Source organism: Lentibacter sp. (assembly GCF_965657785.1).
Classification (GTDB): domain Bacteria; phylum Pseudomonadota; class Alphaproteobacteria; order Rhodobacterales; family Rhodobacteraceae; genus Lentibacter.
The window spans coordinates 203449-227715 of the sequence record NZ_CBFHPP010000001.1; the positions used below are offsets into that span (position 1 = coordinate 203449).

A 24267-nucleotide genomic window follows, 5' to 3' on the forward strand; every position below is an offset into this window, starting at 1 on the left:
TTAATATGTTAACCCCGTCCTCCAAAGCTTATGTTCCCTTTGTATCCGTTCAAAACATGATGAATCTTGTGCATCATATCGGCTTGGAAAAGATGTTGAGCGGGCTTGCTGACGAGATCGAAGCCGATTTCAAACGCTGGGAACTGTTTGACAAAACGCCCCGTGTCGCCAGCCATTCCGAGGTTGGTGTGATCGAGTTGATGCCGACCTCCGATGGCGAGGCGTACGGCTTCAAATATGTGAATGGTCACCCGAAGAATACCTCCGAAGGCCTCCAGACCGTCACCGCCTTTGGCCTGCTCGCGAATGTGTATACAGGCTATCCAACGCTCCTCAGCGAGATGACCCTGCTCACCGCCCTGCGCACCGCCGCAACCTCGGCCATGGCCGCCAAGCACCTTGCCCCAAAAGGCGCAAAGACCATGGCGATGATCGGCAATGGGGCGCAATCCGAGTTCCAGACACTCGCTATGAAAGCCATCATCGGCCTTGAGGCCGTGCGCCTCTATGATATCGACCCCGCCGCCACAGAGAAGGCCGCGCGCAACCTCGAAGGTATGGGCGTATCGGTAACGAAATGTAAATCTGCCGAGGAGAGCATGGAAGGCGCGCAGATCATCACAACCTGCACCGCCGACAAACAATGCGCCACGATCCTCACCGACAACATGATCGGCGCTGGCGTCCATATCAACGCCATCGGCGGAGATTGCCCCGGCAAAACCGAGCTGGCCGAAGCAATCCTGCATCGCTCTGATATCTTTGTCGAATTCCCGCCGCAAACCCGCGTGGAAGGCGAAATCCAGCAGCTCTCGCAGGACCACCCCGTGACAGAACTCTGGCAAGTGATCACAGGCGCAGCACAGGGCCGCACCAGCGACAAACAAATCACTTTGTTTGACAGCGTCGGCTTCGCAATTGAGGATTTTTCCGCCCTGCGCTACGTGCGAGACCACATTCAAGGGACAGATTTCTTCCAAACCCTCGATATGCTTGCCGACCCCGATGATCCCCGCGATCTGTTCGGAATGCTCAAACGATCAGTCTGAAAAAAGCCCCCAAAGCAAAGGCTTCAGGGGCTTTCTTTATGTTCTATGCGTGCATAAAAGCCGCGCATCCGGGGAACAGGCGCAGCGTCACGTCGACGGCTTACCTTAGCCGTCTTGGTTGATCATGCCAGCTTCTTCAGCCGCCGTGATCTCGTCCGCATCCAGCAACCCATCGTCGTTGATGTCCATTTCAGAGAAGGCCTCGGCTGACATATCGGGGTAAACCGCTTGCAGCTCGTCAATTGTCACAGCGCCATCAGCGTTTGTATCCAGCTCCGCCAGCATATCCGCATTCGCCAGCATCGGCGTCAGAAGCGTCGCAAGCGCTGCAAGTGTGAGTGTCGTCTTTTTCATAGGTGTCGCTCCATTTTACATATCGTTTCGGTTATCGAGCCGCCTTGGCGAAAGCCACTCGCGCTCATCACACCCACCCGTCGGGCAAGCGTGGTTTCGGTGCCCGTCCCTGCGGTAGAACGCGTCAAAACGCGCAGGAACAAGCCTCGGTGAGAGCGACATAATCGCGATTGTTCAAAGCCGAACAGGGGCAAAACGCACCGCGCGCCAGACCTGCCAAAAGCCGCCAAAACCCCTCTGTCGCACAGGCGCTTCGGCGCTTATGGGCCCACCCCAAAAGCGCCTGAGCCATTTGGCGCGCAAGCGACAGCCCCGCTCTGGCAAAGCGGCGCTTATGCGAGACGCGCCCCTTGCAACAGCGCACGCCGATCTCTATCTCATCGTGCCCATTGCGCGCCCCAAGCCCGAGTCTTCGCGCCTGACTGTCTGATTCTGCACAGAAAAAAAGGGGGGCCATAAAGACCCCCCATCAAGTTTCGCCGTTCAGGCTCACTTATATTCACCGCTCAAAGTTTATGCCTGCGGCCCGAACGCGTTCAGGGGCGAGCGCACCCGCCCCGTATAAGGTGAAGCGCTATGCTTCGATATCAGGAGCACCCTGAGGTCGCTCCGCACGTGTTGCACTTCATGCAGGTGCCGTTGCGCACCAGTGTGTAGTTGCCACAATCGCCACAGGCTTCGCCTTCATAGCCCTGCATCTTGGCTTTGGTGCGCGCATCCATGCCCGTTGCCGTTGTGCTTGTCGTGGTGGCAAGGCTCTCGCTCATCACGGCGCTCGCAACGCCCCCCGATGTCTCAGGCACAAGCGTGCTCAGCGCGCTCACAGGATCGCCCGAGGCCATAGCCATCCCGCCAAAGCTCTGCCCGCCCTGAAGCACAACAAGCTCTTGCGGCAGACGCTTGCGCAGATAGCCCGTCGAGCTGATCTGTTTGAGCACTTCAAGCGAGCGTGAGGCCGAGCCTTCACTCATCTCCTGAATGTTGCTGACGCCCTCTTCCTCGCCGCGCCCCAAGTCATCAAAGCTTGCGCCTTCGGGCTTCACATGGGCCAGATCGGTGCGATCAAGATAAGACACAGCCAGCTCGCGGAAGATATAATCAAGGATCGACGTCGCATTCTTGATGCTGTCGTTGCCCTGAACCATGCCCGCAGGCTCAAACTTTGTGAAGGTGAAGGCGTCCACAAACTCTTCCAGCGGCACACCATACTGAAGACCAACCGACACCGCGATTGCGAAGTTGTTCATCATAGCCCGAAAGCCTGCGCCCTCTTTGTGCATATCAATGAAGATTTCGCCAAGCGAGCCGTCCTGATATTCGCCAGTGCGCAGATAGACCTTATGACCACCCACAACCGCCTTCTGCGTATAGCCTTTGCGGCGCTCGGGCATTTTCTCACGGTGAGACTTTACGATCTCTTTGATGATCACTTTCTCAACGATCTTTTGCGCCAGAACAGCTGCCTTTTCTTGGCTGGAACCGCTCTCCAGAATTTCGAGCGCCTCGTCATCATCTTCCACAAGGGCAGAGGCCAAAGGCTGGCTCAGCTTGGAGCCGTCCCGATAAAGCGCATTGGCTTTGACCCCAAGTGACCATGACAGCTCATAGGCTTTCTGACAGTCCTCTATCGTCGCATCATTTGGCATATTGATCGTCTTGGAGATCGCGCCCGAGATAAAGCTCTGCGCTGCCGCCATCATATAGATGTGAGCCGTGACAGAGAGATAGCGCTTGCCCTTCTTGCCGCAGGGGTTGGCACAGTCAAACACGTTGTAATGCTCTTCGGCCAGATGCGGCGCGCCCTCCAGCGTCATGGTGCCGCAAACGTGGTCGTTTGCCGCGTCCACATCCGCACGGGCATAGCCAAGGTGCTTGAGCATATCAAACGTCGGATCATTGAGCTTCTCGGCAGGAATGCCCAGAGTGCCGGTGCAGAAGGCTTCGCCCAGTGTCCACTGGTTGAAGACAAAGCGGATGTCAAAAGCCGTGCCGAGCGCGTTTTCGATCTTGTCGAGCTCTGGCTGGCCAAAGCCGTGGCCGATCAGCGAAGTGTGATTGATGCCCGGTGCGTTGCCAAGTGTGCCATGCCCGACAGCATAAGACACAATCTCTTCGATTTGGGCCGAACCATAGCCAAGCTTTTCAAGCGCAGCAGGCACCGACTGGTTGATGATCTTGAAATAGCCACCGCCCGCGAGCTTTTTGAACTTCACAAGCGCAAAGTCAGGCTCGATCCCTGTGGTGTCACAATCCATCACAAGCCCGATGGTGCCCGTGGGCGCAATCACAGAGACCTGCGCGTTGCGGAAGCCGTTCTTTTCGCCAAGTTTGAGCGCTTCGTCCCAGACGGCCATCGACAAGTCGACAAGCTGGCTGTCAGGGCAGTTTTTCAGATCCAGCGGAACTGGTTTGATCTCGAGCTTCTCATAGCCGTCTGTCGCGCCATAGGCGGCGTTGCGGTGGTTGCGAATGACGCGCAGCATATGCTCGCGGTTGCGCTCATAGCCCGGGAATGGCCCCAGCTCGCCCGCCATTTCGGCAGATGTCGCATAAGACACACCCGTCATGATCGCGGTGAGCGCAGCGCCAATCGCGCGGCCTTCGTCGCTGTCATAGCCAAGACCAAGGTTCATCAGCAGGCCGCCAATATTGGCATAGCCCAGACCCAAGGTGCGGAAGTCATAAGAGCGCTGTGCAATCTCTTTTGACGGGAACTGCGCCATCATAACCGAAATTTCGAGCGTCACAGTCCAAAGCCGCGAGGCGTGCATATAGTCTTCGGCTTGGAACTTGCCATCCTTGAGGAAGGTCAAGAGGTTCATAGAGGCAAGGTTACACGCCGTGTCATCAAGGAACATATATTCCGAACAGGGGTTTGATCCGCGGATCGCGCCATCTTCTGGGCAGGTGTGCCACTCGTTGACCGTGTCGTGGAACTGGATGCCCGGATCCGCACAGGCCCATGCGGCGTGACCGACATCTTCCCAGAGCTTGCGGGCCTTGATGGTTTTGGCAACCGAGCCGTCCGTGCGGCGGATCAGCTCCCAGTCGCTATCGTTTTCCACGGCCTTCAGAAACGCGTTGGTGACGCGGATCGAGTTGTTCGAGTTTTGGCCAGACACAGAGGCGTAGGCTTCTGAATCCCAATCGGTGTCATAGGTGGGGAATTCAATGCTGCCAAAGCCCTGCTTTGCATAGTCGAGCACCCGTTTGACATATGTCTCAGGGATATGAACTTTTTTCGCGCCGCGAATGGCTGTTTTCAGCTGCTCGTTCTTCTTTGGATCGACCGAGTCTTCGCTTGATCCATCCCAAGAGCGAATGGCACCGAAGATTTCGTTGAGCTTTTCTTCATGCAGCTTGGAGCCGGCCACAATGCTGGCAACCTTCTGCTCTTCTTTGACCTTCCAGTTGATATATTCTTCAATATCAGGGTGATCTGCATCGACGATCACCATCTTGGCCGCGCGGCGCGTTGTGCCGCCAGATTTGATAGCGCCGGCTGCGCGATCGCCGATCTTGAGGAAGCCCATAAGGCCAGACGACTTGCCGCCGCCTGAAAGCGCTTCATTTGAGGCGCGCAGGTGGGAGAAGTTCGTGCCGGTGCCCGAACCGTATTTAAAGAGACGCGCTTCACGCACCCAAAGGTCCATAATGCCGCCGTCGCCGACGAGATCGTCTTTTACCGATTGGATAAAGCAAGCGTGTGGCTGCGGATGCTCATAAGCAGAGGTTGATTTCGTGAGCTCGCCTGACTGGTAATCCACATAGAAGTGGCCCTGCCCCGGCCCGTCGATCCCATAGGCCCAGTGCAGGCCTGTGTTGAACCACTGTGGGGAGTTTGGCGCGGCGCGCTGCGTGGCCAGCATATGGCGCATCTCGTCATAATAGGCGCGCGCGTCTTCTTCTGTTGAGAAGTAGCCACCCTTCCAGCCCCAATAGGCCCAAGCGCCTGCAAGACGGTCAAACACCTGCTTGGCCGAAATCTCACCGGTCTTCTCTGTCGTGTCCGAATCAGGCACCGAACGCCAGAGAAATTCTGGAACGTTCTTTTCCTTAACCTTCTTCAAAGCCGTGGGCACACCAGCCTTACGAAAATACTTCTGAGCAATCACATCCGAAGCCACCTGACTCCAAGTCTTAGGCACTTCCACATCGTCCAATTTGAAAACGATTGTGCCGTCTGGATTGCGGATCTCTGAGACCGTTTTTACAAACTCTACGTCTGCATATGCGTCTTTACCTGCCTCAGTGAATTTTCTGTCGATTTTCATAGCTCTGCCTAGCCCCTCGTGACTTTGGTTCAATACATCTTGCCCAGCTAACCAGAATACTCAGGTCACGCTGATGTCGAATTCGGAAAGGCCGCACACAGAGCTGCGGAGTGCGACCAAAATTCATGGCAGCCACACAAAAACCGCGCTCTTAAGAGCGATATGTCTAAAACTTTTACCTGTCCCTGCCCGACGTCTGACCCCTATATGTTGTGGCCTTTTGTCTGACTGACACTATCTGGCGTATTTGACGGGGGCAGGTCAACGGAAACTTTTAGCAAAATTATTCAATTTAAGGTTGACGGTCGAAACAATCGAAAGCCCCTCAATCTCTTCACTGATTCATCCACCGCCCTCGTCCTAAAAGATTGTGGATAAGCCAAAGCAGAGAAATCACCGAAAGCCTTTTCTTTTAGTGGGGTTATGAGAATTGCTTCAGGAAGCGATTTAAAAATAGAACGATTTTATCCACCGTCGTTGTTCATCAAACCAGATCATCCTTAACTTTTGCAAAAATAATCGATCGGTTACACTTCCTTTACCTTAGGGCGCGCTTGAGAGCTTGGAATGTCCGATCGCGTCGACTGATTCTATCAAATGAACAATGATCCATCCCTCGCAAAGCACTCTCCGCGTCAGGACCACTGAGGGTGAAAACCAGCAAACCAACCTCCAAAAAAAAACCGGCCTCCAAGATGTAGTGATACATCTTGGAGGCCGGTTTTTTTAAATGGTCGGGACGGTAAGATTCGAACTTACGACCCCCTGTACCCAAAACAGGTGCGCTACCAGGCTGCGCTACGCCCCGGACCGAGCGCTTCTATAATCGGCATCTGCTCTGCTTGTCCATACTCAATCGGCAAGAAAATGTCAGCCGCCTAAAGTTTCCTCGCCACGGCGCTCTTCGAGCGCTCCAGCAATAGATTCAGCACGCGCTGCCAGCTCTGCAAGGCTGTCTGTGACAGACCCTGGCACGACGGGAACTTCGATCCGTTCGGGTTCAGGCTTTGGCATAGCACTCATCCGTGCAAGCTCGCCCTCCAGTTCCGCGATCCTTGCATCACGGGTCTTGAGCTTGTCCTCGACACCTGCGGTTTTGTCCGCAAGCATCAACCCTGCCATCAATAGCATACGTGGCTCGGGCAAGCGCCCGATCTGGCTTGTCAGGGTGCTCGCTTCGATATCCAACATTGCAGCCGCACTGTGGAGGTAGTGTTCCTCTCCTTCTTGGCAAGCGACTTCAAACACACGTCCGCCAATCTCGATCTTTACTTCCGGCATTACGACGTCTCCTCAAGCTGTGGCAGCTGGCCATTCAGGGCCAGACCAATCGTCTCTGCAATCGCGGCGACCTCAGCTTTCTCAACAGCGTGTTCTGCACGCAGCCCTTCGAGTTCGGCCAGCATAGCTTTATTAATGAGATGAGGCTCACCAACACCCTTTTCATTGGCCGCTCTCAGATCCGCGTTCGAGCTGCGCAGTTGCGCGTTGGCGGCGCGCATTCGCTGCATTTCCATATCGAGTTTCGCTGTCGCCATACGTTGTGCTTCCAGCTCGGCTTCAAGCCTCGCGCGGGCATCCTCATATTTCTCGCGCAACTTCTTGTTGCGCTCCTCAAGCTGGCTGCTGACCAGCTTTTCCTCTTCAAGGGCCGAACGTAACTGAGATATCTCCTCAGGGTCGCCCCCCGCAGCAGAAACGTCGCCCAGATCGTCTACGTGCTTGCCGATGCGGTCTAGCGCTGCGGTGATCCGGCGTTCAAGCTCTTCAATGTTACCCATCTGCACTTCCTCAATACCCGTGCCTGTTTCGCATTCTGTTTCGCTCACGCGAATCAAACGGCCATTCTTTGCCATGGCTTGGGAAAAGTTTAGGCCATATTTTTGCCTTTTGCACCCTTGAGAGGAAAACCACATTTGCCTCCGCGCGAGAGGCTGTTAAAGACCTCTCAGAAACCTATTGCCAAAGATGAGGACAAAGTCTTGGATATTGCTGCCCTTCGCGCTGCCAACCCCGAGCACTGGATGCGCGCTGCCGCCATTCGTGCACTGACACTTGATGCTGTTGCCGCCGCCAATTCTGGACACTCAGGAATGCCTATGGGTATGGCTGATGTTGCAACGGTTCTTTACGAAAAGCACCTGAAGTTTGACGCAAAGGCCCCCGACTGGCCTGATCGCGACCGTTTCATCCTGTCAGCAGGCCACGGCTCCATGCTGCTGTATTCTCTGCTGCACCTCACAGGCTATGAGGATATGACGCTTGAGCAAGTCAAAAACTTCCGCCAATGGGGCGCAATCACAGCCGGCCACCCCGAATATGGCCACGCAAAAGGCATTGAAACAACCACAGGCCCCCTCGGCCAAGGCATTGCCAACGCGGTTGGCTTCGCTCTTGCGGAAGAAATCCAGCGGGCGCGCTACGGGCGCAAAGTGGTCGACCACTATACATATGTGATCGCGGGTGACGGCTGCCTCATGGAAGGCATCAGCCAAGAAGCCATTACGCTTGCGGGCCGTCAGCGTCTCGGCAAGCTGATTGTGTTCTGGGACAACAACAACATCACCATCGACGGCACCGTCGAACTCTCAGACCGCACCAACCAACCACAGCGCTTCAAGGCTGCGGGCTGGCACGTCATAGAAATCGACGGTCACGACCCGATCGCCATTGATGCCGCAATCACAAAAGCGAAAACAACGTCAAAGCCCTCCATGATTGCCTGCAAAACCCATATAGCGCTTGGGCACGCAGCACAGGATACATCCAAGGGCCACGGCGCATTGACGGATGCAGCCCAGCTTTCCGCAGCCAAAGAAGGCTACGGTTGGAGCTATGGCCCGTTTGAAGTTCCTTCTGATATTAAGACACAGTGGGAAAAGATCGGCGCGCGCGGCGCAACCGAACGCGCGGCTTGGGAAAAGCGTTTTGCCACCCTTTCAGGGCGTAAGCAGGAAGACTTCACCCGCGCGCTCGCACTTGAGGCTCCCAAGAAGCTGTCAGCCACAATTAAAGCCCTGAAAAAGCAAATTTCAGAAACGGCACCGAAAGTTGCAACGCGCAAGAGCTCGGAAATGGTTCTGGAAGTGATCAACCCGATTATGCCAGAAACCGTTGGCGGCTCAGCCGATCTGACGGGCTCAAACAACACCAAAACAGGTGATTTGGGCACGCATGATATCGACAATCGCAAAGGCCGCTATATTTACTACGGCATCCGCGAGCACGGTATGGCGGCGGCTATGAACGGCATGGTGCTGCACGGTGGCGCGCGCGCTTATGGCGGCACCTTCTTCACCTTCACAGACTATGCCCGCCCGTCCATGCGCCTCGCGTCGTTGATGAAAATTCCGACAGTTTTCGTCATGACTCACGACAGTATCGGCGTGGGCGAAGACGGCCCGACACACCAGCCTGTCGAGCATCTGGCGATCTGTCGCGCCACGCCCAACAGCTACACCTTCCGCCCGTGTGACACAGTGGAAACAGCCGAGGCTTGGGAAATCGCATTGACGAGCAAAGACACGCCCTCTGTGCTGGCTTTGACCCGCCAAGGCCTCCCGACCTTGCGCACCGAGCATAAACTGAAGAACATGAGCGCCCAAGGGGCCTACGTTCTGGCGGAGGCAACGGGCAAGCGCCAAGCCATTCTTTTGGCAACTGGCTCTGAAGTCTCCGTGGCGATGGAGGCCCGTGCGCAACTGGAAGCGGAAGGCATTGGCACGCGTGTGGTTTCTATGCCGTGCTGGGAGCTTTTTGAAGCGCAAGACGAGGCCTATCGCCGCAAAGTGCTTCCGGCTGGTCCTGTGCGCGTCGCAGTCGAGGCGGGCGCGCGGATGGGCTGGGACCGCTGGCTCACAGGCGAGCGTGGCAAGGCCATCAAAGCCGATTTTGTCGGGATGGACGGCTTTGGCGCCTCAGCGCCAGCAGAGGTGCTTTATGAGAAGTTCGGGATTACGGCGAAGGCTGTTGCTGAAAGTGTGAAAGCCTTACTCTAAGCTTCTAAATTTAGGTTATGAACGGCAAGGGCGGGATTATTCCCGCCCTTTTTCGTTTTTATGGCTACTCTTTGCTTTCGTCCTCGTCATCCCAGCCCCAACCCCAAGTTGGCCCCCATTGACTCTGATCTTCCTTCTTGGGTTTCGGCTTGGGCTTTGGCGGTGTTTCAGGCGTTCCACTTGCTGGTGCGACATTCGGTGTTCCACTGGCAGGCGGCAGCGTCGTCGTACCGCTCGCCACTGAAAGAGAGGCAGGATCACTCGCATTTTTCGGTTTGGGTTCTGATGACATTCTATCCTCCATGAGACGACTCAACGTGAAGATATCCTAGCCAATCGCGAGCCTACTCGCCTTGACACATCGCAATTTTGAAGTGCGTTTAAAGCGTCTTTCCCTTAGCTTTTCATCTTCTTGCGAAATAGAGCTTGCCAGAGAGGCGTCACAACCTTCAATCCAATCGGGATGAGTATCAGCCCCAATAAAAGCCCCAAAATCCCATCAATCGTTGCCGTAAACAGCCATTTCAGAGCATCAACTGGTCCGCCAACAGCTGAGGCAAGCGCGCTCGCCAAGCCTTTAATGGCCTCATAGGGGCCATGCACTCCAAGCTCGTGCAAAGCGTGCACAATGATTGAGCCTCCAACCCAGAGCATAGCCGCCGTTCCAATGACTGTGAGCAGCCATAGAAACTTTGGCATCACTTTCACGATCCCCTCGCCTAAACGGCGTGTGAGACTGAAACGACCACGATTTGCCATGAATAGCCCGACATCGTCTGCTTTGACGATCAGGGCGACCGAGCCATAGACCGCAACTGTGATCATCACCGCCACAGCCGCCAGCGTAAAGGCTTCCATCCAAAAGGTGCTACTGGGAATCGCGGCCAAAGCGATTGTCATAATTTCCGCAGAGAGAATGAAATCCGTCTTGATCGCGCCTTTTGCGCGCTCTTCTTCAAGATGTGCGGGGTCATCATGGCTTTCTTCAGCATCAGAGTGATGATGCTCGACGAGCCCTAAACTGTGCGCAATTTTCTCCGCCCCCTCAAAACAAAGATATGCGCCCCCCATCATCAGGAGGGGAGGAATAGCCCAAGGCGCAAAATTGCTAAGCGCCAAACCTGCGGGCAAAAGGAAAACCAGCTTGTTGATCATAGACCCACGGGCAATGCGCCAAATAATAGGCAACTCACGCTCGGCCGAAAACCCGTGGACATATTTAGGGGTGACGGCGGCATCATCAATGACTGCGCCTGCCGCTTTTGCGCCGGCTTTGGTGGCTTGAGCCATCACATCATCTACGGAGGCAGCCGCCACCTTCGCAATCGCGGCCACATCGTCTAGCAACGCTAACAAACCACTCATTGAACACTCCTTCGTTTGAGGATGGCCTCTTGCCATTTTCGGGACGTTAGCGCAATCACCTTGGGAGACGAAGCCCTGCACCAGAGGTTTATCGCTAACACTGGCAAAAATCCTCTCAGCGCCCCTTTCCGCTTGCTCTCAGCCCCGTTAAGACCAGCGGAAACAGACGCGCAAGGAGAGAGAACATGACCATCACCGTAGGCATCAACGGGTTTGGCCGCATTGGCCGCTGCACACTTTCACATATTGCAGCATCAGGACGCGATGATGTTCGTGTGGTGAAAGTCAATGCCACTGGCCCGCTCGAAACAGCCGCGCATCTGATCAAATACGACAGCGTGCATGGCCGCTTTCCCAATGAGGTCAAAATCGGCGATGGTATGATGGACCTCGGCGCAGGCGAGATGCAGATGTTCTCCACTTACAACATGGAAGAGCTTGACTGGTCGGGTGTAGATGTTGTGATGGAATGCACCGGCAACTTTAATGATGGCGAAAAAGCCAAAGCCCACCTCGCGCGCGGCGCAAAGAAGGTCTTGCTGTCGGCCCCCGGAAAAAACGTTGACCGCACGATTGTTTATGGTGTGAACAACGAGGCGCTTGAGGCTTCGCATACGATGATTTCAAACGGTTCCTGCACGACAAACTGCCTTGCCCCTGTCGCCAAAGTGCTCAACGACGCTGTTGGCATCGAGAGCGGGATCATGACAACGATCCACGCCTATACAGGGGATCAGCCGACGCTGGACCGCCGCCACAAAGACCTTTACCGCGCGCGCGCCGCAGCGATGAGCATGATCCCGACCTCAACAGGCGCGGCGAAAGCTCTTGGCGAAGTGCTTCCAGAGCTTGCGGGCAAACTCGACGGCTCGGCGATCCGAGTGCCCACCCCCAATGTGAGCGCGGTCGATCTGACGTTTACCGCCAGCAAGTCTGTCACGGCGGCTGAGATCAATGAAATTGTGCGTGCCGCTGCCGAAGGCCCGATGAAGGGCGTCCTCGGATATGAAGAGGCCCCGCTTGTTTCGACCGACTTCAACCACACGGAAGAAAGCTCGATTTTTGCACCCGCACAGACCAAAGTTGTCGGCGGGCGCCTTGTGCGGGTTCTGGCATGGTATGATAACGAATGGGGCTTTAGCTGCCGTATGGCCGATGTGGCCGCAATGATGGGCCGCCTTTAAGCTCCGCTAAACCTCTCCACTATAGGCTCAGGCCAGAATGATATGAAAAGACGCGTCAAGCTCAATGGGCTTGGCGCGTTTGCTTCTGAGGAGAGGCTTCAAGTATTCTTGCGCAAAATGCCCTTGTCAGGCATATCCTCTGACATAGTTCTGGTTTTGATGTGGATGGTATAGAATGAACTCACAAATCTCGATCGTCTTGGCTCTCGTGATTGTTGCGTTGCTGTGCCTTGATATGTTCTTTTTCGGCTGGGACGGGACTGTCTTTCTCCTTCGCAAAATGGCCGAGCTGATTGAATGGCTGGCGTTTTGGCGCTGAAAAATGCGGCCTTATATCTTGCCCATGCGCGACAAAACTTTCTCACGCACAAGCGGGGGAACGAACTTTGAAATATCCCCATCCAGACGGGCAATCTCTTTTACCAGCTTGGAGGCAATCGCCTGATGACGCGCCTCGGCCATGAGGAACACGGTTTCAACAGAATCGTCCAAAGAGCGGTTCATCCCCACCATCTGATATTCATATTCAAAATCCGCCACCGCCCGCAAACCTCTGACAATGATCTGCGCCCCGACATCTTTGGCGCAGTCGATCAGCAGGTTTTCAAAAGGGTGAACGACAATCTCTGTTCCGGTCTTGCGCGACAGCTCGGCACATTCGGCCTCGATCATTTCGACACGTTCCTCCAGCGAGAAGAGCGGGCCTTTGTCGCGGTTGATCGCAACGCCAATCACCAGACGGTCCACAAGAGCCGCGCCGCGCTTGATGATATCAAGGTGGCCCAAAGTGACAGGGTCAAAAGTTCCGGGGTATAGACCGATGCGCATAGGAGCCTCTTGCTATTGGCTGCGTAAGATTCTTTCGCTGGAATGCGATATTGAAGCAGAAATTGCAAGACCGCGACAGTGTGGCTGCGCTTAATGCCCCATAATCATGCCTTGAAGGGCTTCTTTTTCCATTGAGAGTTCTTCAAGGCGCGCTTTAACTGCGTCCCCAATGGTGATGATCCCGACGAGGACGCCGTCTTCTGTGACGGGCATATGGCGAAAGCGGCCATTGGTCATTTTTTGCAAAACGGAATCTGTTGTTTCCTCTTTGCTGCAACAGACCGGATTGCGTGTCATCAAATCACCCACGGTCTCGTCAAGGCAAACAGCGCCGCGCAAAGCAAGGCTGCGCACGATATCGCGTTCGGATAAAATCCCTTCAACGCTCTTGCCATCGTCCGAGACGATCAAGCCACCAATCCTGCGCTCGGCCAGCACATGGGCGGCCTCCGATATCGAGGTTGTGGCTTTAATCGTAATCACAGGGCCGTCGCCCTTTGACTTGAGGATCTGTTGCACGAGCATGGGCAGTCTCCTTTTTTCTCAGGTTGCGACACCAAAGGCCGCTCTGTCAAGCGATCGCCGTCAACCGTAGCATCTCTTCGCGCACACCTTCGCTCAAACGGTCGGCAAAACGGGCAAGCCGAGCGACACGGCGGTCATCTTCGTGGCGGATCAGATAAAAGCTTCGCTTCAGGCTAAAGGCTTGAGGCAAGATCTTACGCAGGTTCGGGGCGGCGGGCAGCGCAAAATCATGCACAACACCAACCCCCCCGCCTTGTCGCAGGATGTTCAGCTGCACCGCCGCCGAATTTGACGCGAGGGTCACGCGCTCAAACGGTGTTCCGCTCAGATAATCCAGCTCTTTGTCAAAAATCATATCGGGGATATAGCCGACAAAACGGTGATGGCTGAGGGCCGCCATATTCAGAATTTCGGGGTGTTGGGCGAGGTAGTCTTCGGCGGCGGCCAAATGGAGCTTATAATCCACCAGCTTTTGCACTAGGAGCCGCCCCGCCTCGGGACGGCTCACCGTTATGGCCATATCGGCCTCGCGCTTGGAGAGATTGAAAATCCGTGGCAACGCCACAATCTGGATATCAAGCTCAGGGTTTTCAGCGGTTATGGCAGCACAGACTTGAGGCAATAAGAAATTGGCGCAGCCGTCTGGCGCGCCAATGCGGATCTGCCCCGAAAGGTCTGCGCCCTGCCCGCCAAGGTCTTCTCGTGCGTCCAACATGGTTTGTTCAAGACGGACAGCATGAGACAAGAGCTTCTGGCCTTGAGCCGTCAGACGATAGCCCTGCGGAGACTTTGCAAACAAAACCTCATCCAGCGCCTCTTCAAGCCGCGCCACGCGCCGGCCCACTGTTGCGGGGTCTGCTTTGAGCAAGGCCGCAGCGCCAGAGAGGGTTTCGGCCCGCGCCACAGCCAGAAAGCTGCGCATATCATCCCAATTTGGTGTCATTTGGTATGGCCCCGCCCCAGTCTTGCAAAAACGCAAATTGCGCCGTGTGAACCTGCCTCTTTTACATACAATATTGCAAGGCTAGAATAGCGTGGAAATCTGACTGGAGGATAAGATGCAAGAACTTACACATTATATTGGCGGCGAGCACGTCAAAGGCACATCAGGCCGTTTTGCCGACGTTTTCAACCCTGCCACTGGCGAAGTTCAGGCACGCGTTCCGCTGGCCTCTAAGGAAGAGATGGCAAAGGCCGTCGCCATTGCCGCCGCCGCCCAACCCGCTTGGGCCGCGACCAACCCGCAGCGTCGGGCGCGCGTAATGATGAAATACGTTGATCTGCTCAACCGCGACATGGACAAACTTGCCGAAGCGCTGAGCCGTGAGCATGGCAAGACGTTTCCTGATGCCAAGGGCGATGTGCAGCGCGGCCTTGAAGTCATCGAGTATTGCATTGGCGCACCCGAGCTTCTCAAAGGCGATTATACCGACGGCGCAGGCCCCGGGATCGATATGTATTCCATGCGCCAGGCGCTTGGTGTGACTGCCGGGATCACCCCGTTCAACTTCCCTGCCATGATCCCCATGTGGATGTTTGGCCCCGCCCTCGCCTGCGGCAATGCGTTTATTCTCAAGCCGTCCGAGCGCGACCCGTCGGTTCCTCTGATGCTCGCCGAACTGATGGAAGAAGCGGGCTTGCCCAAGGGCATTCTGCAAGTCGTAAACGGCGATAAGGAAGCGGTTGACGCGATCCTTTATGACGAGACAATCCAGTCTGTCGGGTTTGTTGGCTCCACGCCGATTGCCGAATATATCTACGGAACAGGCTGCTCGCAAGGCAAGCGTGTCCAGTGCTTTGGTGGTGCGAAAAACCACATGATCATCATGCCTGATGCCGACCTTGACCAAGCCGCCGATGCGCTGATTGGCGCGGGCTTTGGCGCGGCAGGCGAACGCTGCATGGCGATTTCTGTGGCCGTGCCTGTGGGCGAAGAGACAGCCGACAAGCTGATCGAAAAGCTTGTGCCACGGATCGAAAAGCTCAAAGTCGGCCCATACACCTCGGGCGATGATGTGGATTATGGCCCCGTTGTCACTGCGGCTGCAAAACAGAATATCCTCAACCTTGTTCAAACAGGTGTCGATCAAGGTGCCGAGCTTGTTGTGGACGGGCGTGACTTTGCTTTGCAGGGTTATGAAGACGGGTTCTTCGTTGGGCCACATCTGTTTGATCGCGTCACACCTGACATGGACATCTATAAAAAAGAGATCTTCGGTCCTGTGCTGAGCACTGTGCGCGCAGGCTCTTATGAGGAAGCGCTCAAGCTTGCTATGGATCATGAATACGGCAACGGAACGGCCATTTTCACCCGCGATGGTGATGCGGCGCGCGACTTTGCCAACCGCATCAATGTCGGCATGATCGGCATCAACGTGCCCATTCCTGTGCCACTGGCCTACCACACCTTCGGGGGCTGGAAGAAATCTGTCTTTGGCGATTTGAACCAGCACGGGCCAGATGCGTTCAAGTTTTACACGCGCACAAAGACGGTGACCTCGCGTTGGCCGTCAGGCATCAAGAATGGTGGTGAATTCAACTTTAAGCCTATGGACTAATCACCCAACTAACGTCATGGTAGAAAGCGACCCTTGTTGTTGAGGGTCGCTTTTTTTGTGCGTTCGTTTTGGACACCCCATGCCCGTAACCTATGAGATCATTGATGAGCCGGCGGCAGTCTTGGCGCGATACTCCGGGCGCGTTGGCCTATCCGACATCAGCAATATGTTTCAGCGCTATCGTCTCGACCCCTCGTTCTCGCTCACGCGGCCACACATCGCGGATATTCGCGAATTTGACAGCAGCGACATAGGCTTTTCCGAAATCTATGCCCTGTTTTCAATGTATGGCAGCAGCTATGCTCAGGCTGGCGAAATCATGCGTGTCGCGATTATTGCGCCGGATGAAGTGTCCTTTGGGATGAGCCGGATCTTTGAAAACCTGACAGAACAGTCTGATTGGGCCAGAGCCGCGATCTTTGACAATCTTGAGGATGCAAAATCATGGATCAAGACGGAGCTTTCAGGATAGGCTCTGCCTCTGATAGAGTTGTGTCAGGCAAACCTGCCCACCGCTTTAGGAGACAGCCCATGACCACGCGACGCCACCTTCTTTGCACCGCCCTCGCCCTGCCGCTCTTGTCTATTTTGCAACCGAACCGTGCCGAAGCCGCACAACATAAAGTGCGCATTCAATCGATGCAGTTTTCGCCAAATACCCTTGTTATCAAGGCAGGTGACAGTGTTGTTTTTGAAAACCGTGATGCTACGGAGCATACGGCCACCGCAAAAGACGACAGTTGGGACACAGGGAATTTGCGCAAAGGCAAATCCGCGACCATCACCTTTGAGAGCAAAGGCGAGTTTCCCTATATCTGCCGATGGCATGGCGGGATGCGCGGCAAAATCCGTGTTGAATAGTCGCCTTGAAGCTCTGCAAAACTCCTGTAAGATTTTTGAATTAAACGAGTGTTCAATTCGCACATAAGATCAGGCCTTGGGAGGAGACCGTCATGGACTTTGCATTGAGTGAAGAGCAAACGCTTATCTTTGATATGGCGAAGGGCTTTGGCGCCGAGCATATCGCCCCCTTTGCTATGGAGTGGGAAAAGGCCGGCACGATCCCGAAAGAGCTTTGGCCCAAGCTGGCCGAGCTTGGCTTTGGCGGTCTGTATGTGCGCGAAGAAAGTGGCGGCTCGGGCCTCTCACGGCTGGATGCGACACTGGTTTTTGAGGCGCTGGCAATGGCCTGCCCTGCGGTTGGATCGTTTTTGTCGATCCACAATATGTGCGGCGGAATGATTGATAAATTCGGCTCGGACGAGACCAAGGCCAAATGGCTCCCTGCCCTGTGCAGCATGGAAAAAGTCTTCTCCTATTGCCTGACGGAGCCTGGCTCTGGCTCTGATGCCGCCGCGCTCAAGACCCGCGCTGAAAAGACCAACGAGGGCTATAAGCTCAACGGAACAAAGGCTTTTATTTCGGGTGGTGGCTATTCTGACGCTTATGTCACCATGGTGCGCACGGGCGAGGACGGGCCGAAGGGAATCTCGACGGTTGTGGTGGAAGACGGCGCTGCGGGCCTTAGCTTTGGGGCGCTTGAAGACAAGATGGGCTGGCGCGCACAACCCACGGCGCAGGTGCAGTTTGATGACTGCACCGTGCCACATGACAATCTGATCGGAGACGAAGGCCAAGGCTTTGCCTATGCGATGGCGGGGCTTGACGGCGGGCGGCTCAACATTGCGGCCTCGGCCCTTGGCGGGGCACAAAATGCGCTCGATTTGACGATGCAATATATGAACGAGCGCAAGGCTTTTGGCAAATCAATCAACCAGTTCCAAGCGCTTCAGTTCCGCCTTGCGGAGTTTGAAACCAAGCTGCAAGCCTCGCGGATTTTCTTGCGCCAAGCGGCGTGGAAGCTCGACACGGGCGCGCATGATGCCACCAAATTCTGCGCTATGGCCAAGCTTATGGTGACGGATGTGGCCTTTGATGTGGCCAATGGCTGCCTGCAACTTCATGGCGGCTATGGCTATCTTGCGGACTACGGAATCGAGAAGATCGTGCGGGACTTGCGGGTCCACCAGATCCTTGAAGGCACCAATGAAATCATGCGCCTAATCATCTCCCGCCAGATGATTGCTGACGCCGCATGAGCGATATTTCTGTCAGGGTTACGGGCTGTGCGGGGCGGATCACGCTGACCCGCCCCAAGGCGTTGAATGCTGTGACATATCAGATGGTTACGGCCATTCACGCAGCGCTTGACGCGTGGCGCGAGGACGCCTCTGTGACGCGTGTCATCATTGACGCCGAGGGCGAAAAAGCCTTCTCGGCGGGGGGCGATATTGCCCAGCTTTACGAGACCGGCAAAAGCGGCGACTTTGCCTTTGGGCAGACCTTCTGGCGCGACGAATACCGCATGAATGCGGCGCTTCATGACTACCCCAAGCCTGTGATTTCCTTCCTGCAAGGCTTTACCATGGGCGGCGGTATGGGCGTGGGGTGCCATGGCTCCCACCGTATTGTTGGCGAAAGCTCGCAAGTCGCTATGCCCGAATGCGGCATCGGGCTTGTGCCCGATGTGGGCGGCTCGATGATCCTTGCCAACGCGCCCGGAGCCAGCGGGGCCTATCTTGGCCTTGCGGGGGCACGCATGAATGCGAGTGATGCAATTTATGCTGGATTTGCAGATACTTACATATCTGAGTTAAAGTGGAAAGAGCTGATCTTGGCGCTGGAAAACGGGGCTAATCTGGGCCTGCTTGAGGCCGCCGCAGACACGCCCCCCGAGGGCCAGCTGGAGCGCCATCAAGAGAGCATCAGCGCGGTGTTTGAGGGCAAGACCCTGCCCGAGATTGTCGCCGCACTGGCAGCGAGTGACACCACGTTTGGCAAAGACACGCTGAAAGCCGTTCTGCGCGGCGCGCCGCTCGCTATGGCGGCAACGCTCATGATGATGGCGCAGCTTCGGGGCAACCGCGACATCCGCGCGGCGCTCACGCTCGAATATCGCTTTACCGCGCGGGCCATGGAGCATGGCGACTTTCTGGAAGGGATTCGCGCCGCTATTATCGACAAAGACCGCAGCCCCCGCTGGAAACACGCGGCAGAGACCATTGACCAGAGCGCTGCGGAGGCCATGCTGGCCCCGCTCGGCGCGCTGGAGCTGACATTCCCATAAGGAGAGAGCCTCATGAACATCGGATTTATCGGACTTGGCAATATGGGCGCGCCAATGGCGGCCAATCTGGCCAAAGCGGGCCATAGTGTCACAGGATTTGACATGGCCGATGTGGCTGTGGAGGGCGTCAGCCTTGCCACGAGCGCAGCCGAGGCGGCCACAGGGCAGGACGTGGTGATCACCATGTTGCCCAATGGCGCTATTTTGCGGGCTGTGGCGGCGGATGTGCTGCCTGCCATGGGCAAAGGCGCCGTCTTGGTGGACTGCTCGACCGTGGATGTCGACAGCGCCCGCGCGGTGGCGGCCGAGGCGGAGGCTGCGGGCCTTATGTTTGTGGATGCGCCCGTCTCGGGCGGCGTCGGCGGGGCCACAGCCGGCACGCTGACCTTTATGGCTGGCGGGACCGAGGCAGGCTTTGCCAAGGCTGCGCCGCTCTTTGACATTATGGGCCAGAAAGCCGTGCATTGTGGCGACGCGGGCGCAGGCCAAGCCGCCAAGATTTGCAACAATATGATCCTTGGTGTGACCATGATTGCCACCTGTGAGGCCTTTGCTTTGGCCGACAAGCTGGGGTTGGACCGTGAGCGGATGTTTGATGTGGTGAGCACCTCTTCGGGCTACTCCTGGACGATGAACGCCTATTGCCCTGCCCCCGGCGTCGGGCCCCAAAGCCCCGCCGATAACGGCTATAAGCCCGGATTTGCGGCAGAATTGATGCTGAAAGATCTGCGCCTGTCGCAACAAGCGGCGGAGTCTGCGGATGCGGATACGCCCTTGGGGCAAGCGGCGATGGCGCTTTATGAGCAGTTTGTAGAGCATGAAAACGGCCTTGGGATGGATTTCTCGGCGATGTTGCCTCGGTTTGAGGGGCGTGGTCGGGGCTGAGAAGTTTGGCGCGGCGCGGTTAGGCTTTTGTGAGGCCTGCGCGCGGCGGGCATGAATAACATGAAGAGTGACGATTAATGTCATGTTATTTATTGAAAAAATAAAACAAACAACACTCTGGCGCGCAACAGATTTCTCAAATCTTACGGCTGCGCACCGCTTGGTTAACGCCGCTGTAGCCCGCTGATTCTAGGGGGGTGATAAGCGTGCACCGGGCGTGCACCATGCGTGCACCCCCCCAGCACCAGCCCTGTTAAGCAAAAATTAGCTAATGAAGCGTGCGTTGCCCTGCCGCCTCTGCCTCTGTCACAAGATTAACGCTTTGCGAGGGCAGGATTACGGCTTACACATAGGGTTAGTGGAATGTTAAATTAGGAGACTGTTATGACCAAAAATGTTGGCGGCCTAGACCGCATCCTGCGCATCGTCATTGGTGCGGCGCTGATCCTCGGATTTTTCCTCAATTCGGCCAATGGCTACAACTGGCTCTATCTGATCGGGATCGTCCCGCTGGCCACAGGGCTGATGAGCTCTTGCCTGCTTTATAAGGTCTTCGGGTTTAACACCTGCCCTATGAAGAAATAAAGCGAGGGCGGCGCTTGGCCGCCCCCTCTCCTTTACGGGCTTTTGGCGGCGCGCTTGGGCGTCAGCATTTCTTTGAGATAATGCCCTGTGTGGCTGCGCGGCGCCTCTGCGACCTCTTCGGGCGTGCCAACCGCGACGATCTCGCCGCCGCCGTCGCCGCCTTCGGGGCCGATATCAATGATCCAGTCGGCGGTTTTGACCACATCTAGGTTGTGTTCAATCACGATCACGGTGTTGCCGCCGTCGACCAGCTCTTGCAGCACCTCAAGGAGCTTGCGCACATCTTCAAAATGCAGGCCTGTTGTCGGCTCATCCAAGATATAGAGCGTGCGGCCTGTGGAGCGCTTGGCCAGCTCTTTGGAGAGCTTGACGCGCTGCGCCTCGCCGCCTGAGAGCGTTGTCGCCTGCTGGCCGACCTTGATATAGCCAAGGCCGACGCGCATGAGCGCATCCATTTTCTCGCGGATCGAGGGCACGGCTTTGAAGAACTCCTGCGCCTCTTCCACGTTCATATCCAGCACATCGGCGATCGACTTGCCTTTGAACTTCACCTCAAGCGTCTCGCGGTTGTAGCGCGCGCCCTTGCAGGTTTCGCATTCGACATAGACGTCGGGCAAGAAGTGCATCTCTATCTTGATGACACCGTCGCCTTGGCAGGCCTCGCAGCGCCCGCCCTTGACGTTGAAGGAAAAGCGCCCCGGCTTGTAGCCGCGGGTCTTGGCCTCTGGCAGGCCAGCGAACCAGTCCCGAATGGGCGTGAAAGCGCCTGTGTAGGTGGCAGGGTTTGAGCGCGGCGTGCGGCCGATGGGGCGCTGGTCGATGTCGATGACTTTGTCCAGATGCTCAAGGCCCTTGATGGTTTCACAGGGCGCAGGCGTCTGGCGCGCACCGTTGAGGCGCATGGAGGCAGTCTTAAAGAGCGTCTCGATTGTGAGCGTCGACTTGCCGCCACCAGAGACGCCTGTGACGCAGACAAACTTGGCGAGCGGGAACTCGGCTGTGACGGTCTTGAGGTTGTTGCCCGTGGCTTTGACGACCTTGATTTTCTTGCCGTTGCCCTTGCGGCGCTCCGCTGGAATGGCGATTTCGCGCTTGCCTGAAAGGTATTGGCCCGTGAGGCTGGCGAGGTCGTTTGTGACGTGTTCGGGGGTGCCGTGGCTGACCACTTGGCCGCCATGGACGCCTGCGCCCGGGCCGATGTCAAAGACGTAATCGGCCTCGCGGATCGCCTCTTCGTCGTGTTCGACGACAATCACGGTGTTGCCCGCGTCGCGCAGGTTTTTGAGCGTGGTCAGGAGGCGACCGTTGTCGCGCTGGTGCAGGCCGATGCTTGGCTCATCCAGCACATAGAGCACGCCTTGCAGGCCAGAGCCGATCTGGCTCGCGAGGCGGATACGCTGGCTTTCGCCGCCGCTCAGCGTGCCCGAATTGCGGGAAAGCGAGAGATATTCAAGGCCGACATTGTTCAAAAACCCAAGGCGCTCGCCGATTTCCTTGAGGATCGCGCGGGCGATTTCGTTTTTCTGGGCGCTGAGGCTGGCGGGCACAGTATTGACCCAGTCAAGCGCCTCGCGGATCGACTTCTGGACAACCTGCCCCGCGTGTTCCCCCGCGATTTTGACCGCAAGCGCCTCTTCGCGCAAACGGTAGCCCTCGCAGGTGCCACAGGGGCGGTTGTTCTGGTAGCGCTCGAATTCTTCGCGGATCCAGTTGCTGTCGGTTTCGCGGTAGCGGCGCTCCATATTGGGAATGACGCCTTCAAAGACGCGGCTGACCTGATAGACACGTCCACCCTCGTCATAGCGGAAGGGGATTTCTTCCTCGCCCGAGCCATAGAGAAAGACTTGCTGCACATGGGCGGGGAGGTCTTTCCACTTGGTGTTTTTGTCAAACTCGTAGTGTTTGGCGATGGCTTCTATCGTCTGGAGGAAATAGGGCGACTTGCCCTTGCGCCACGGGGCGAGCGCGCCATCATAGATTTTGAGGGTGCTGTCAGGGACGACAAGCTGCTCGTCAAAGAACAGCTCGACGCCAAGGCCGTCACAATCTGGGCAGGCCCCGAACGGCGCGTTGAACGAAAACAGACGCGGCTCGATTTCGGGGATGGTGAAGCCCGAAACGGGGCAAGCGAACTTCTCGGAAAACGTGTGGCGCTCGGGCTCGCCCTCAGGCGCGTTGCCCTCCGAACCCGCCCGTGGGGCTGTCTCAAGAATGGCAATGCCATCGGCGAGGTCGAGCGCTGTGCGCAAACTGTCGGCCAGCCGCGTTTCCATGCCTGCGCGGATCACGATCCGGTCGACCACAACGTCAATGTCATGGCGGAATTTTTTGTCGAGCGTGGGCGGCTCGTCGAGCTCGTAAAACGCGCCGTCAACCTTCACCCGCTGAAAGCCTTGTTTGCGCAGCTCAAGAAACTCTTTCTTATACTCGCCCTTGCGGTCGCGAATGATTGGGGCAAGAAGGTAGCCGCGCGTGCCCTCCTCCATCGCCATGATCCGGTCTACCATATCCTGCACCTGTTGCGCCTCAATGGGCAGGCCTGTGGCGGGCGAATACGGCGTGCCCGCGCGGGCAAAAAGAAGGCGCAGGTAGTCATAAATCTCGGTGACGGTGCCGACAGTGGAACGCGGGTTTTTGCTCGTTGTCTTTTGCTCGATGGAAATCGCAGGGCTGAGGCCGCTGATGTGGTCGACATCGGGCTTTTCCATCATATCAAGGAACTGGCGCGCGTAGGCCGAGAGGCTCTCGACATAGCGGCGCTGGCCCTCGGCATAGATCGTGTCAAAGGCCAGCGAGGATTTGCCAGAGCCAGAGAGGCCCGTGATCACCACGAGCTGGTCGCGCGGGATATCGACATCAATCGACTTGAGATTGTGCTCACGCGCGCCGCGCACTTCGATATACTTGAGTTCGGCCATGTTGTGCCCCTGCCTTCTTCAAACCAGACGGTGTCTTGGCTCAGGTTTAGTGAAGTTATGGGCAACTTCCAACCGCAAAAAGAGAACATTGAGCGAACACGCCAGACAGCGGGCATAGGCTTTACGACAGTTTTTCCAAAGCCGATCATAATGGCTGCGCCATGGCTTCTCTTTTTATATTCCATTACTTGAATTTATATGTCATTGAGAGGCCAGACACCCTCCCCGCCCGACGTCTGGAGCCTGTTATGTTTGCCTTTTTCAAAGCCCTGAAGCGCAGCGATGCCACGCCTCTTCTGGCGCGGATTGCTGCGGGCGAAATGATCCTGATTGATCTGCGCGAAGCGGGAGAGCGGGCCGCCACGGGTGCCGCCCAAGGCGCGCTGCATCTGCCCTTGGGGCGCTTGGCGCAGGCCGCCGACCCGAGCAACCGCGCCCGCCACAAGGCGCTCCGCCCTGACACACCCGTAGCGCTTTATTGCGCAACGGGGGCGCGCTCGGCCCAAGGCGTGATGACCCTGCGCAGGCTTGGTTATCGGGAGGTGCACAATCTTGGCGGCCTCGGCCACTGGCAGGCAGCGGGCGGCCAGATCACCCGCTGACAAGCACCCCCCTTT

At 56.5% G+C, this 24267-nt stretch carries 21 protein-coding genes and 1 tRNA gene; 12 read left to right on the forward strand and 10 right to left on the reverse strand.

Annotated elements, in window-relative coordinates; genetic code table 11:
- Nucleotides 1–5 precede the first annotated feature (5 nt).
- Entirely contained in the window at nucleotides 6–1049 is a 1044-nt protein-coding gene (locus ACTF58_RS01000; protein ID WP_438990093.1) for an ornithine cyclodeaminase, read from the forward strand.
- Between the two features lie 105 nt (nucleotides 1050–1154).
- Here ACTF58_RS01000 and ACTF58_RS01005 read toward each other — a convergent pair whose 3' ends face one another.
- The 5 genes from ACTF58_RS01005 to ACTF58_RS01025 all read right to left on the reverse strand — a co-directional run bounded on the left by ACTF58_RS01005 (nucleotide 1155) and on the right by ACTF58_RS01025 (nucleotide 7506).
- Nucleotides 1155–1403 carry an EF-hand domain-containing protein gene (locus ACTF58_RS01005; protein ID WP_438990094.1) on the reverse strand — a complete coding sequence of 83 codons (249 nt, stop codon included), beginning with the start codon at nucleotides 1401–1403 and terminating at the stop codon, nucleotides 1155–1157.
- A 587-nt stretch (nucleotides 1404–1990) separates the two neighbouring features.
- On the reverse strand, nucleotides 1991–5677 hold the full coding sequence (locus ACTF58_RS01010; protein WP_438990095.1) for a vitamin B12-dependent ribonucleotide reductase: 3687 nt from the start codon (nucleotides 5675–5677) through the stop codon (nucleotides 1991–1993).
- A gap of 731 nt (nucleotides 5678–6408) precedes the next feature.
- Nucleotides 6409–6485 (reverse strand) — tRNA-Pro (locus tag ACTF58_RS01015).
- Between the two features lie 62 nt (nucleotides 6486–6547).
- The gene (locus tag ACTF58_RS01020; protein ID WP_438990096.1) at nucleotides 6548–6958 is read right to left on the reverse strand and encodes a cell division protein ZapA; all 411 of its coding nucleotides are present in this window, start codon (nucleotides 6956–6958) and stop codon (nucleotides 6548–6550) included.
- The gene (locus ACTF58_RS01025) at nucleotides 6958–7506 is read right to left on the reverse strand and encodes a hypothetical protein (RefSeq protein ID WP_438990133.1); all 549 of its coding nucleotides are present in this window, start codon (nucleotides 7504–7506) and stop codon (nucleotides 6958–6960) included. The genes ACTF58_RS01020 and ACTF58_RS01025 overlap by 1 nt, the downstream gene beginning before the upstream one ends.
- A 153-nt stretch (nucleotides 7507–7659) precedes the next feature.
- Between ACTF58_RS01025 and tkt the strand changes: the two genes are divergently transcribed.
- Nucleotides 7660–9675, forward strand: a complete 2016-nt coding sequence (gene tkt / locus ACTF58_RS01030; protein WP_438990097.1) for a transketolase — start codon at nucleotides 7660–7662, stop codon at nucleotides 9673–9675.
- Nucleotides 9676–10071: 396 nt separating this feature from the next.
- Here the strand turns inward: tkt and ACTF58_RS01035 are convergent, their stop codons facing one another.
- Nucleotides 10072–11040: a DUF808 domain-containing protein gene (locus ACTF58_RS01035; protein WP_438990098.1), complete on the reverse strand. Its 969-nt coding sequence runs from the start codon at nucleotides 11038–11040 to the stop codon at nucleotides 10072–10074.
- A gap of 185 nt (nucleotides 11041–11225) precedes the next feature.
- Between ACTF58_RS01035 and gap the strand changes: the two genes are divergently transcribed.
- Together gap and ACTF58_RS01045 are read left to right on the forward strand one after the other, a co-directional pair.
- Nucleotides 11226–12224 carry a type I glyceraldehyde-3-phosphate dehydrogenase gene (gene gap / locus ACTF58_RS01040; protein ID WP_438990099.1) on the forward strand — a complete coding sequence of 333 codons (999 nt, stop codon included), beginning with the start codon at nucleotides 11226–11228 and terminating at the stop codon, nucleotides 12222–12224.
- A 175-nt stretch (nucleotides 12225–12399) separates the two neighbouring features.
- Nucleotides 12400–12543: a hypothetical protein gene (locus ACTF58_RS01045; protein WP_438990100.1), complete on the forward strand. Its 144-nt coding sequence runs from the start codon at nucleotides 12400–12402 to the stop codon at nucleotides 12541–12543.
- Between the two features lie 11 nt (nucleotides 12544–12554).
- On the opposite strand, the gene coaD is transcribed toward ACTF58_RS01045, so the two are convergent.
- From coaD to ACTF58_RS01060, 3 genes are all read right to left on the reverse strand, one after another.
- Nucleotides 12555–13052 carry a pantetheine-phosphate adenylyltransferase gene (gene coaD, locus ACTF58_RS01050; RefSeq protein WP_438990101.1) on the reverse strand — a complete coding sequence of 166 codons (498 nt, stop codon included), beginning with the start codon at nucleotides 13050–13052 and terminating at the stop codon, nucleotides 12555–12557.
- Nucleotides 13053–13142: 90 nt separating this feature from the next.
- The gene (locus ACTF58_RS01055; RefSeq protein WP_438990102.1) at nucleotides 13143–13577 is read right to left on the reverse strand and encodes a CBS domain-containing protein; all 435 of its coding nucleotides are present in this window, start codon (nucleotides 13575–13577) and stop codon (nucleotides 13143–13145) included.
- A gap of 46 nt (nucleotides 13578–13623) precedes the next feature.
- A complete protein-coding gene (locus ACTF58_RS01060) occupies nucleotides 13624–14520 on the reverse strand; it encodes a LysR family transcriptional regulator (protein ID WP_438990103.1) in 897 nt (298 codons plus the stop codon).
- A gap of 115 nt (nucleotides 14521–14635) precedes the next feature.
- On the opposite strand from ACTF58_RS01060, the gene ACTF58_RS01065 reads away from it, so the two are divergent.
- From ACTF58_RS01065 to ACTF58_RS01095, 7 genes are all read left to right on the forward strand, one after another.
- Nucleotides 14636–16135, forward strand: coding sequence for a CoA-acylating methylmalonate-semialdehyde dehydrogenase (locus ACTF58_RS01065; RefSeq protein ID WP_438990104.1), 1500 nt, complete (start codon nucleotides 14636–14638; stop codon nucleotides 16133–16135).
- 79 nt (nucleotides 16136–16214) lie between these two features.
- A complete protein-coding gene (locus ACTF58_RS01070) occupies nucleotides 16215–16607 on the forward strand; it encodes a hypothetical protein (protein WP_438990105.1) in 393 nt (130 codons plus the stop codon).
- A 59-nt stretch (nucleotides 16608–16666) separates the two neighbouring features.
- Nucleotides 16667–16996 carry a cupredoxin domain-containing protein gene (locus ACTF58_RS01075; RefSeq protein WP_438990106.1) on the forward strand — a complete coding sequence of 110 codons (330 nt, stop codon included), beginning with the start codon at nucleotides 16667–16669 and terminating at the stop codon, nucleotides 16994–16996.
- Between the two features lie 92 nt (nucleotides 16997–17088).
- Complete coding sequence (locus ACTF58_RS01080; protein ID WP_438990107.1) at nucleotides 17089–18234, forward strand: acyl-CoA dehydrogenase family protein; 1146 nt, start codon at nucleotides 17089–17091, stop codon at nucleotides 18232–18234.
- A complete protein-coding gene (locus ACTF58_RS01085; RefSeq protein WP_438990108.1) occupies nucleotides 18231–19262 on the forward strand; it encodes an enoyl-CoA hydratase/isomerase family protein in 1032 nt (343 codons plus the stop codon). Before ACTF58_RS01080 ends, ACTF58_RS01085 begins: the two co-directional genes overlap by 4 nt.
- Before the next feature lie 12 nt (nucleotides 19263–19274).
- Entirely contained in the window at nucleotides 19275–20147 is an 873-nt protein-coding gene (gene mmsB / locus ACTF58_RS01090) for a 3-hydroxyisobutyrate dehydrogenase (RefSeq protein ID WP_438990109.1), read from the forward strand.
- A gap of 384 nt (nucleotides 20148–20531) precedes the next feature.
- Entirely contained in the window at nucleotides 20532–20732 is a 201-nt protein-coding gene (locus ACTF58_RS01095) for a YgaP family membrane protein (RefSeq protein ID WP_438990110.1), read from the forward strand.
- A 32-nt stretch (nucleotides 20733–20764) separates the two neighbouring features.
- Here the strand turns inward: ACTF58_RS01095 and uvrA are convergent, their stop codons facing one another.
- Nucleotides 20765–23650 carry an excinuclease ABC subunit UvrA gene (gene uvrA / locus ACTF58_RS01100; protein WP_438990111.1) on the reverse strand — a complete coding sequence of 962 codons (2886 nt, stop codon included), beginning with the start codon at nucleotides 23648–23650 and terminating at the stop codon, nucleotides 20765–20767.
- A gap of 248 nt (nucleotides 23651–23898) precedes the next feature.
- Here uvrA and ACTF58_RS01105 point away from each other — a divergent pair, with 248 nt between their 5' ends.
- Nucleotides 23899–24252, forward strand: a complete 354-nt coding sequence (locus ACTF58_RS01105) for a rhodanese-like domain-containing protein (protein ID WP_438990112.1) — start codon at nucleotides 23899–23901, stop codon at nucleotides 24250–24252.
- The last annotated feature ends 15 nt before the right edge of the window (nucleotides 24253–24267 follow it).

Coding starts and splice junctions, on each gene's coding strand:
- ACTF58_RS01000 (WP_438990093.1), top strand. CDS start 6: ATGTTAACCCCGTCCTCCAAAGCTTATGTTCCCTTTGTATCCGTTCAA.
- ACTF58_RS01005 (WP_438990094.1), bottom strand. CDS start 1,403: ATGAAAAAGACGACACTCACACTTGCAGCGCTTGCGACGCTTCTGACG.
- ACTF58_RS01010 (WP_438990095.1), bottom strand. CDS start 5,677: ATGAAAATCGACAGAAAATTCACTGAGGCAGGTAAAGACGCATATGCA.
- ACTF58_RS01020 (WP_438990096.1), bottom strand. CDS start 6,958: ATGCCGGAAGTAAAGATCGAGATTGGCGGACGTGTGTTTGAAGTCGCT.
- ACTF58_RS01035 (WP_438990098.1), bottom strand. CDS start 11,040: ATGAGTGGTTTGTTAGCGTTGCTAGACGATGTGGCCGCGATTGCGAAG.
- gap (WP_438990099.1), top strand. CDS start 11,226: ATGACCATCACCGTAGGCATCAACGGGTTTGGCCGCATTGGCCGCTGC.
- ACTF58_RS01045 (WP_438990100.1), top strand. CDS start 12,400: ATGAACTCACAAATCTCGATCGTCTTGGCTCTCGTGATTGTTGCGTTG.
- coaD (WP_438990101.1), bottom strand. CDS start 13,052: ATGCGCATCGGTCTATACCCCGGAACTTTTGACCCTGTCACTTTGGGC.
- ACTF58_RS01055 (WP_438990102.1), bottom strand. CDS start 13,577: ATGCTCGTGCAACAGATCCTCAAGTCAAAGGGCGACGGCCCTGTGATT.
- ACTF58_RS01060 (WP_438990103.1), bottom strand. CDS start 14,520: ATGACACCAAATTGGGATGATATGCGCAGCTTTCTGGCTGTGGCGCGG.
- ACTF58_RS01065 (WP_438990104.1), top strand. CDS start 14,636: ATGCAAGAACTTACACATTATATTGGCGGCGAGCACGTCAAAGGCACA.
- ACTF58_RS01070 (WP_438990105.1), top strand. CDS start 16,215: ATGCCCGTAACCTATGAGATCATTGATGAGCCGGCGGCAGTCTTGGCG.
- ACTF58_RS01075 (WP_438990106.1), top strand. CDS start 16,667: ATGACCACGCGACGCCACCTTCTTTGCACCGCCCTCGCCCTGCCGCTC.
- ACTF58_RS01080 (WP_438990107.1), top strand. CDS start 17,089: ATGGACTTTGCATTGAGTGAAGAGCAAACGCTTATCTTTGATATGGCG.
- ACTF58_RS01085 (WP_438990108.1), top strand. CDS start 18,231: ATGAGCGATATTTCTGTCAGGGTTACGGGCTGTGCGGGGCGGATCACG.
- mmsB (WP_438990109.1), top strand. CDS start 19,275: ATGAACATCGGATTTATCGGACTTGGCAATATGGGCGCGCCAATGGCG.
- ACTF58_RS01095 (WP_438990110.1), top strand. CDS start 20,532: ATGACCAAAAATGTTGGCGGCCTAGACCGCATCCTGCGCATCGTCATT.
- uvrA (WP_438990111.1), bottom strand. CDS start 23,650: ATGGCCGAACTCAAGTATATCGAAGTGCGCGGCGCGCGTGAGCACAAT.
- ACTF58_RS01105 (WP_438990112.1), top strand. CDS start 23,899: ATGTTTGCCTTTTTCAAAGCCCTGAAGCGCAGCGATGCCACGCCTCTT.